We start from the raw sequence: 8,456 nt of genomic DNA, 5'->3' as shown, positions 1-8,456 counted from the left end.
AACTGCAGGTTCGAGACGAACTTCGCCACGTTCGGGCAGCGCGCCGCGATCGTTGCCGGCGCCGCCGCGGCTGCCGCTGGTGGCGACGCCGGGTTCGTCGTCCATGCGCATCGTCAGCGCGATGCGCTGGCGCTTCACGTCGACATCGAGCACCTTGACCTTGACCACCTGGCCCGCCTTCACCACCTCGTGCGGATCCTTGATGAACTTGGTCGACATCGCCGAGACGTGGACCAGGCCGTCCTGGTGGACGCCGATATCGACGAAGGCGCCGAACGCGGCCACGTTGGTCACGACGCCCTCGAGCACCATGCCCGGCATCAGGTCGGATACCTTCTCGACGCCTTCGCGGAAGGTCGCGGTCTTGAACTCGGGGCGCGGATCGCGGCCCGGTTTCTCGAGTTCGGACAGGATGTCGCGAACCGTCGGCAGACCGAAACGATCGTCGACGAACTCGGTCGGCGCGAGGCCGGCCAGCGCGTCGCGATTGCCGAGCACGTCGTCGATGCGCTTGCTGATCTTCGCGAGCATGCGCTCGACCACCGGATAGGCTTCCGGGTGGACCGAGGAACGATCGAGCGGGTTCTCGCCGCCGTTGATGCGCAGGAAGCCGGCGGCCTGCTCGAAGGTCTTGTCGCCCAGGCGCGGCACGCGACGCAGATGCTCGCGCGACGGGAACGGGCCGTTGGCGTCGCGGAAATCGACGATGTTGCGCGCCAGCGTGGCGTTGAGCCCCGAGACGCGCGCCAGCAGGGCGGCCGAGGCGGTGTTCGCGTCGACCCCCACGGCGTTCACGCAGTCCTCGACCACGGCATCCAGCGAACGCGCCAGCTCGCGCTGGTTGACGTCGTGCTGGTACTGGCCGACGCCGATCGCCTTCGGCTCGATCTTGACCAGCTCGGCGAGCGGATCCTGCAGGCGGCGCGCGATCGAGACGGCGCCGCGCAGCGTGACGTCGAGCTCGGGGAATTCCTTGGCCGCCGTTTCGGAAGCCGAATAGACCGAGGCGCCGGCCTCGGACACCACGATCTTCTGCAGCTTCAGCTCGGGATGGCGCGAGATCAGTTCGCTGGCGAGCTTGTCGGTCTCGCGCGAGGCGGTGCCGTTGCCGATGCTGATCAGCTCGGCCTGGGTCTGCGCGGCCAGGCGCGCGAGCTTGGCCAGCGAGCCGTCCCAGTCGCGGCGCGGCTCGTGCGGGTAGATCGTGTCGGTGGCGAGCAGCTTGCCGGTGCGATCGACCACCGCGACCTTGACACCGGTGCGCAGGCCAGGATCCAGGCCGATCACGGCCTTCGGGCCGGCCGGCGCGGCCAGCAGCAGATCCTTGAGGTTGCGCGCGAACACGCGGATCGCCTCGCTCTCGGCATCCTCGCGCAGCTTGGTCAGCAGCTCGGTTTCCAGGTGCGGCTGGACCTTGACGCGCCAGCACCAGCGGCACACGTCGGACAGCCATTTGTCGGCCGGGCGGCTCTGGTTGGCGATGCCGAAATGGCGCGCGATCATCGCCTCGCCCGGATGCGGCACCTGCGCGTCGAGTTCCTCGCCCAGGCCCAGCTTGACCGTCAGCACGCCGGCGTTGCGCCCGCGGAACAGGGCCAGCGCGCGGTGCGAGGGCACCGTCTTGAGCGTTTCCGAATACGTGTAGTAATCGCGGAATTTCTCGCCTTCCTCGTTTTCCTTGCCTTCCACCACGGCCGAGGAGACCACGCCCTGGCCGTGCAGGTAGTCGCGCAGCTTGCCGAGCAGCTCGGCCGTTTCGCCGAACTGCTCGGACAGGATGTCGCGCGCGCCGTCGAGCGCGGCCTTCACGTCGGCCACGCCCTTGTCGGCGTCGACGTAGGCGGCGGCCTCGGCCTGCGGATCGAGCAGCGGGTTGGCCAGCAGCGCCTGGGCCAGCGGCTCGAGGCCGGCCTCGCGGGCGATCTGCGCGCGGGTGCGGCGCTTGGGCTTGTAGGGCAGGTAGAGATCCTCGAGCACCTGCTTGCTGTCGGCGGTCTCGATGGCGCCGCGCAGCTCGTCGGTCAGCTTGCCCTGTTCCTCGATGCTGGCGAGGATGGTGGCGCGGCGTTCCTCGAGTTCGCGCAGGTACAGCAGGCGCTCCTCGAGCTGTCGCAGTTGCGTGTCGTCCAGATTGCCCGTCACTTCCTTGCGGTAGCGGGCGATGAACGGAACGGTGGAGCCTTCGTCGAGAAGTTGCACGGCTGCCGCGACCTGCCGCGGCTGGACCGCGAGTTCGGAGGCGATGCGTTGAACGATCTTGAGTGCTACGGTTTCCGTCATGGGTAGTGAGTGCGTCTACGGCCTGCTGGAACGCCCGTGGCCGGCGAACCGGGCCGGGCGGGTGAATGGAGCGGGGCATTTTGCCATAAATGCATCGGGGCGCCGCCGCGAGGGCGGCGGCGCGGTGTTAGAATTTGCCCCATGTCCCGCAGCTTTCCTACGACGTTGCCAATCTCCCGTTTACTCGTTGCCGCGCTGGCCCTCGCGCTCGGCGCCGCTTCGTCCGTGGCCGCCGCGCAGGCGGCCGCGTCCGATGCAGCCGTCACGAGCGACTCTGTCGCCGCGGCACAGGATCGCGATTTCGATGCCCGCCAAAAAGTGCTCAATCAGCGCACGGCGGAAAACAATTATCGTTATGGCGTGGCCCAGCATGACTGTTACAGCAAGTTCTTCGTCAACAATTGTCTGACCAAAGCGCGTGACACGATGCGTGACGAGCGTTCGAGCATCAGCCAGCAGCAGCTCGCCCTGAACGACGAGCAGCGCGCGGTGCGCGCCAAGCGCCGTGACGACGAGCTCGCGCTGAAGGCCGCGCAGCAGCAGGCCGAAGCGCCGCAGCGCGCCGCCAGCGAGGCCGCGAGCGCGTCCGCCTATGCCGACAGGCAGCGCGAGAACGAGCTCAAGCGCGCGCAGCGCGATGCGGACGCGCCGCAGCGCGCGGCCAGCCAGCAGGCGTACGATCAGAAGCAGGCCGATTTCCAGAAGAAGCTCGACGATGCCCACGCACAGGCTGCGCAAAAGGCGCAGGAGCGGGCACAGAACGCCGAGCGTTACGCGGACAAGCAGCGCGAGGCCGAGCAGCACAAGGCCGATGTCGAGGAACGGCAGCGCCAGGCGGCCGAGAAGGCCAAGGAAAAACAGCAACAGCAACAACAGCAGTAGGGCGTGCCGCGCACGTCGTCACGCCAGACAGCGAGGGGTGGGTATTTCGTTCGGACAGCCAACCCGGCGAATCGCGAGCGGCATCGGAAGGCCGCTGCGTCGAGCCGGTTCTTTTGAGGAGGCGAGCATGCAAACCCGTCAAGCAGAGCTGAAGCAGGAATTGCGCAACCGGCTGGTATCGCTGCAGGAGCAGCACAGTCAGCTGGCACGCGAGATCGAGCTCAAGGAAATGCGCTCTGACATCGACGACCTGGCGCTGCACCGGCTGAAGAAGGAAAAGCTGCTGGCCAAGGACAAAATCATCATGCTGCAATCGCAGCTCGAACCGGATCAGCGCGCCTGAGGGCGGCCTGGCAAGCGCCGGGGCCGCGTCAGGCACCGGAAATGAGGACCGCTTGCCTTGAATTCACCGCTAGAAGCACCCGCTGACACGCGGCGCGACGAATCGTCCGCCGCGTCTTCGCGCGCGGGCGCCCCCCATCCCCTTGCCACCCCGAGCCGCAAGCGCGTCAATGAACTCGACGCGATCTTCGGCGAGGGCGGCCTGCTCGCGCGCGTGCTCGACGGCTACCGCCCGCGGGCTTCGCAGATCGACATGGCGCGCGCGGTGGCCGCCGCGATGGAGGCATCGGCGCGCAAGCTGCCCGAGCCCGAGATCTTCGATGCGCGCAAGCGCCCGGCCCGCAAGCTGCAGGCGGGCGAGACCGCGCCGGCCGGCGACGATGCGCGCGGCGACAGCGCCGCCACCGCCGAGGACGACGGCGCCGACAACACCCTGATCGTCGAGGCCGGTACCGGCACCGGCAAGACCTATGCCTATCTCGTGCCGGCCATGCTGTGGGGCGGCAAGGTGATCGTCTCGACCGGCACCAAGCACCTCCAGGACCAGTTGTTCCAGCGCGACATCCCGACCGTGCGCGACGCGCTCGCCGTGCCCGTCACGATCGCGATGCTCAAGGGCCGCTCCAACTACCTCTGCCATTACTACCTGCAGCGCACGGCCGACAACGGCCGCCTGCCGACCCGGCAGGACACCGCCTACCTGCAGGAGATCGTCCGGTTCGCCAAGCTCACGCGCAGCGGCGACAAGGCCGAGCTGGCCAGCGTGCCCGAGACGGCGCCGGTCTGGTCGATGGTCACCTCGACGCGCGACAACTGTCTCGGCCAGGACTGTCCGCACTACAAGGAATGCTTCGTGATGCAGGCGCGCCGCGAGGCGCAGCAGGCCGACGTGGTGGTGGTGAACCACCACCTGTTCTTCGCCGACATCATGCTGCGCGATACCGGCATGGCCGAGCTGCTGCCGAGCGCGAACACCGTCATCTTCGACGAGGCGCACCAACTGCCGGAGACGGCCACGCTGTTCTTCGGCGAGACGCTGTCGACCACGCAGATGCTCGAGCTCGCGCGCGACACCGTGGTCGAGGGCCTGGCCCATGCGCGCGACGCGGTGGAGTGGGTCAAGCTCGGCGCCGCGCTGGAGCGCGCGGCGCGCGACGTGCGGCTCGCCTTCGCCGACGGCGGCATCGTGCGCGTCTCGCTGGCGCAGCTCGGCGAGGATCATCCGTTGTTCGCCGCGCTCGACGATGTCGATGCCGCGCTCGACGCGCTCGCCTCGGCGCTGGCCGGGCAGGCCGAGCGCGCCGAATCGCTGGGCGCCTGCCTGCGCCGCGCGCGCGAGCTGCAAGGCGTCCTGGTCGGCTGGGTCGCGCCCGATGCGGCGGCGGCCAGCGCGGCGAAAACCGTGAAGGAGGTGGCGGCGGGTGGCGAGGCGGCCGAGGCGAAGCGCGACGACCCCGACGAGAAGGTGCGCTGGGTCGAGGTGTTCTCGCAGACGGTGCAACTGCACGAAACGCCGCTGTCGGTCGCGCCGATCTTCGCCAAGCAGCGCGCTGGCGTGCCGCGCGCCTGGATCTTCACCTCGGCGACGCTGTCGGTGCGCGGCGACTTCACCCACTACGCGGCGCAGATGGGGCTCAGCTCGCGTCGCTCGATGACGCTGCCCAGTCCCTTCGACTATCCGGCACAGGGCCTGCTCTATGTGCCGCGCGACCTGCCGCAGCCGTCCTCGCCGATGTTCACCGACGCGGTGTTCGATGCGGCGCTGCCGGCCATCGAAGCCTCGGGCGGCGGCGTGTTCATGCTTTGCACCACCTTGCGCGCGGTCGACCGGATCGCCGCCAAGCTGCGCGAGACCATCGAGGCGCGCGGCTGGAACATGCCCCTGCTGGTGCAGGGTGACGCGAGCCGCACCGAATTGCTGGACCGCTTCCGTGCCTACGGCAATGCGATCCTGGTCGGCAGCCAGAGCTTCTGGGAGGGCGTGGACGTGCGCGGCGACGCGCTGTCGCTGGTGGTGATCGACAAGCTGCCGTTCGCGCCGCCCGACGATCCGGTGCTGGCCGCGCGGCTCGATGCGTTGACCAAGAAGGGCCTGAGCCCGTTCGCCGTGCACCAGCTGCCGCAGGCGGTGATCACGCTCAAGCAGGGTGCGGGCCGCCTGATCCGTGCCGAGACCGATCGCGGCGTGCTGATGATCTGCGACACGCGGCTGGTCGACAAGCCTTATGGCCGGCGCATCTGGCAGAGCCTGCCGCCCTTCAAGCGCACGCGCGAGATCGACGTGGTGCGCGAGTTCTTCGAGGAGGGCGGGCGCGGCATTCGTGCCTGAGCTCGCTTCGGCAGGCGGTTGCCTCGCCATCAAATAAAAAACCCGGCCATGGCCGGGTTTTTTATTGGGTGCTCGCTGCAGGCCGCCCGCGGCGGGGCAGCCGCGCGAGTGGGCTCAGAACTGCCACCAGGACTTCTTCTTCGCGCCGGGACGGGCATGCCCCGTGACGTACGGGCTGTCCGGGAAGGTGCTGGCCAGCACGCGCTTGGTGTCGTCGGCCAGTTGCGGCTGGTTCAGCCTGCCGTAGGACAGCACCATGATGTGCAGCGCGTCCTCGATCGCCGGCGCGTTCTTGTACTGCGTGATCGCCAGCTGGGCGCGGTTGATCGCGGCCACGTAGGCGCCGCGGCGGTAGTAGTAGTCGGCGGCGTGCACCTCGTGCGAGGCCAGCGCGTTGACGATGTAGCGCATCCGGGCGGCGGCGTCGGGCGCGTACTTGCTCTTCGGGTAGCGGTCGACGACGATCTTGAACGCGTCATACGATTCGCGCAGCGCCTGCGGATCGCGCTCGCTCATGTCCTGACCCGAGAAGCGGCCGAACAGGCCGAGATCGTCGTTGAAGTGGATCATCCCCTTCAGGTAGTAGGCATAGGCGATGTCCGGGTGATCCGGGTGCAGCTGGATGAAGCGGTCGACGGCCTGGTCGGCGGCGCTTGCTTCGTTATCCTTCCAGTTGCAGTAGGCTACGTTGATCTGCGCCTGCTGGGCGAAATGGCCGAACGGATCGCGACCTTGCAGCGCTTCGAAATATTTCGCGCACTTGCCCCAATCGCTGCCGTTCAGGGCATCCTGAGCCTCTGAGTATAATTTGTTGTTCGACCAGGTCGCCGTTTCGTCGGTCTTCTGCGGCAAGCCGTGGCAGCCGGCGATCAGCGCGGCGGCCGCGGCCAATGCAGCCCACGCGGCCACAGGTTTTGCCACGCGTTTGGTCGAATTCATCATGGTGAATGTGGCTCGCATGTCCTAGCTTTCAGTCTCGGTGACCCAGTCTAAATGACCCGTTCAAGTTCGTTCCGTGCCCGGCCGGGCACGGCAAATGGCGACGATTATAGCCCAAGCTCCACCCCGTCCGACGCATCGGCGGGCGATTCGCTCGACGATGATCTGTCTGGCGAGTCGCTTGCCGCGCCGGCCTCCGCCGCATCGGGCGACGAGGCCCCGCGGGTGGTGGTGGTGCCTGACTCGCTCGCCGGCGAGCGCCTCGACAAGGCGCTCGCCCAACTATTCCCCGAATTCTCGCGCAGCCGCCTGCAGGGCTGGATCGACGAGCAGCGCGTGCGCGTCGACGGCGCGCCGGCCAAGGTGCGCCAGCCGGTGCCGCTGGGCGCGACCATCGAGCTGGTGCCCGACCTGTTGCCCGAGCAGCTCGCGTTCGCGCCCGAGCCGGTGCCGCTGTCGATCGTCTACGAGGACGAAGCCCTGGTGGTGATCGACAAGCCCGCCGGCCTGGTGGTGCATCCCGCCGCCGGCAACTGGAGCGGCACCCTGCTCAACGGCTTGCTGCATCGCTACGGCGAGGCGGCGGCCGGCCTGCCGCGCGCCGGCATCGTCCATCGCCTCGACAAGGAAACCTCCGGGCTGATGGTGGTGGCGCGCACGCTCGCGGCGCAGACCGATCTGGTCCGGCAGTTGCAGGCGCGCACCGTCAAGCGGCGTTATTTCGCGCTGGTGTGGGGGCGCATGCCCGAGAGCGGCACCATCGACGCGCCGATCGGCCGCGATCCGCGCGAGCGCACGCGCATGGCGGTCGTCACGGGCGCCTCGGGCAAGCCGGCCCGCACGCACTTCCGCTGCGTCGATACGGTGCTCTGGCAGAACCAGCCGGTGTCGGCGATCCACTGCGATCTCGAGACCGGCCGCACGCACCAGATTCGCGTGCACTGCGCGCATACCGGCCATCCGCTGCTCGGCGACCCGGTCTATGGCCGCGCGCGCGGCAAGCGCTCGGTCGCGGCGCTGCCCGGCGGTTTCGCGCGCCAGGCCCTGCATGCCTGGCGGCTCGGCCTGGTGCACCCGCTCACGGGGCGCTCGATGCAGTGGCGCTGTCCGGTGCCCGACGACATCGCCGAGCTGGCCGCCGCGCTCGGCTTCGGTGCCGAGGACGCCGACTTCGACGACGAGGACGATTACGACGACGATGATTACGATGGCGAGATCATCTACGTACGCGACGATCCGGAAGAGGACTGAATGACCACCATCACGCTGCCCGAGCTGAGCCTCGACGATTGCCTGCAACCCGACTGGCGCGTTGCGCCGCGCGTGCGCGCGCTGGTTTCGACGCGTGACGGCGGCGTGAGCGCCGCGCCTTATGGCAGATGGTCGGCGGAGCAGGGCGATGCGCCCGGCGGCATGAATCTCGGCCTTCACACCGGCGACGATCCGGCCGCCGTCGAGGCGAATCGCGCGCGGCTGCTGGCCTTGGCCGGCCAGCCGCGCGCGGCCTGGCTCGAGCAGGTGCACGGCACCGAGGTCGTGCGCGCCGACGCGGTACTGGCGGCCGGCCCGGCTGCGGCGGACGCGCCGGTTCGCGCCGATGCCAGCGTGACCGACGTGCCCGGCGCCGTCTGCGTGGTGATGGTGGCCGATTGCCTGCCGGTGCTGTTCTTCGACGCGGCCGGCA

7 protein-coding genes are annotated in these 8,456 nt (G+C 68.8%); 5 read left to right on the top strand and 2 right to left on the bottom strand.

Going from position 1 to position 8,456, the window contains the following annotated elements; genetic code table 11:
* The coding region (locus tag F3J10_RS32825; protein WP_167243831.1) for a Tex family protein at positions 1–2,280 on the bottom strand (2,280 nt) is incomplete at its 3' end.
* A 141-nt stretch (positions 2,281–2,421) separates the two neighbouring features.
* Here F3J10_RS32825 and F3J10_RS32820 point away from each other — a divergent pair.
* The 3 genes from F3J10_RS32820 (at position 2,422) to F3J10_RS32810 (ending at position 5,833) form a co-directional block, all read left to right on the top strand.
* Positions 2,422–3,162: a colicin transporter gene (locus F3J10_RS32820; RefSeq protein WP_167243830.1), complete on the top strand. Its 741-nt coding sequence runs from the start codon at positions 2,422–2,424 to the stop codon at positions 3,160–3,162.
* 127 nt (positions 3,163–3,289) lie between these two features.
* Positions 3,290–3,505 (top strand): YdcH family protein, encoded by a 216-nt coding sequence (locus tag F3J10_RS32815; RefSeq protein WP_013698231.1) that lies wholly within the window; start codon positions 3,290–3,292, stop codon positions 3,503–3,505.
* Positions 3,506–3,562: 57 nt separating this feature from the next.
* Positions 3,563–5,833 carry an ATP-dependent DNA helicase gene (locus F3J10_RS32810; protein ID WP_167243829.1) on the top strand — a complete coding sequence of 757 codons (2,271 nt, stop codon included), beginning with the start codon at positions 3,563–3,565 and terminating at the stop codon, positions 5,831–5,833.
* A gap of 114 nt (positions 5,834–5,947) precedes the next feature.
* Here F3J10_RS32810 and F3J10_RS32805 read toward each other — a convergent pair whose 3' ends face one another.
* Complete coding sequence (locus tag F3J10_RS32805; protein ID WP_025097671.1) at positions 5,948–6,775, bottom strand: outer membrane protein assembly factor BamD; 828 nt, start codon at positions 6,773–6,775, stop codon at positions 5,948–5,950.
* Positions 6,776–6,826: 51 nt separating this feature from the next.
* Between F3J10_RS32805 and F3J10_RS32800 the strand changes: the two genes are divergently transcribed.
* On the top strand, positions 6,827–8,023 hold the full coding sequence (locus F3J10_RS32800) for an RluA family pseudouridine synthase (RefSeq protein ID WP_025097672.1): 1,197 nt from the start codon (positions 6,827–6,829) through the stop codon (positions 8,021–8,023).
* Positions 8,024–8,456, top strand: a 433-nt coding sequence (locus F3J10_RS32795) for a laccase domain-containing protein (RefSeq protein WP_205200571.1), incomplete at its 3' end; no start/stop codon positions are given.

This window comes from Burkholderia sp. Cy-637 (assembly GCF_011753175.1).
Lineage (GTDB): Bacteria > Pseudomonadota > Gammaproteobacteria > Burkholderiales > Burkholderiaceae > Burkholderia > Burkholderia gladioli.
The sequence above is the reverse complement of the archived record's forward strand: the minus strand, read 5'-3'. Positions and strand labels throughout refer to the sequence as shown.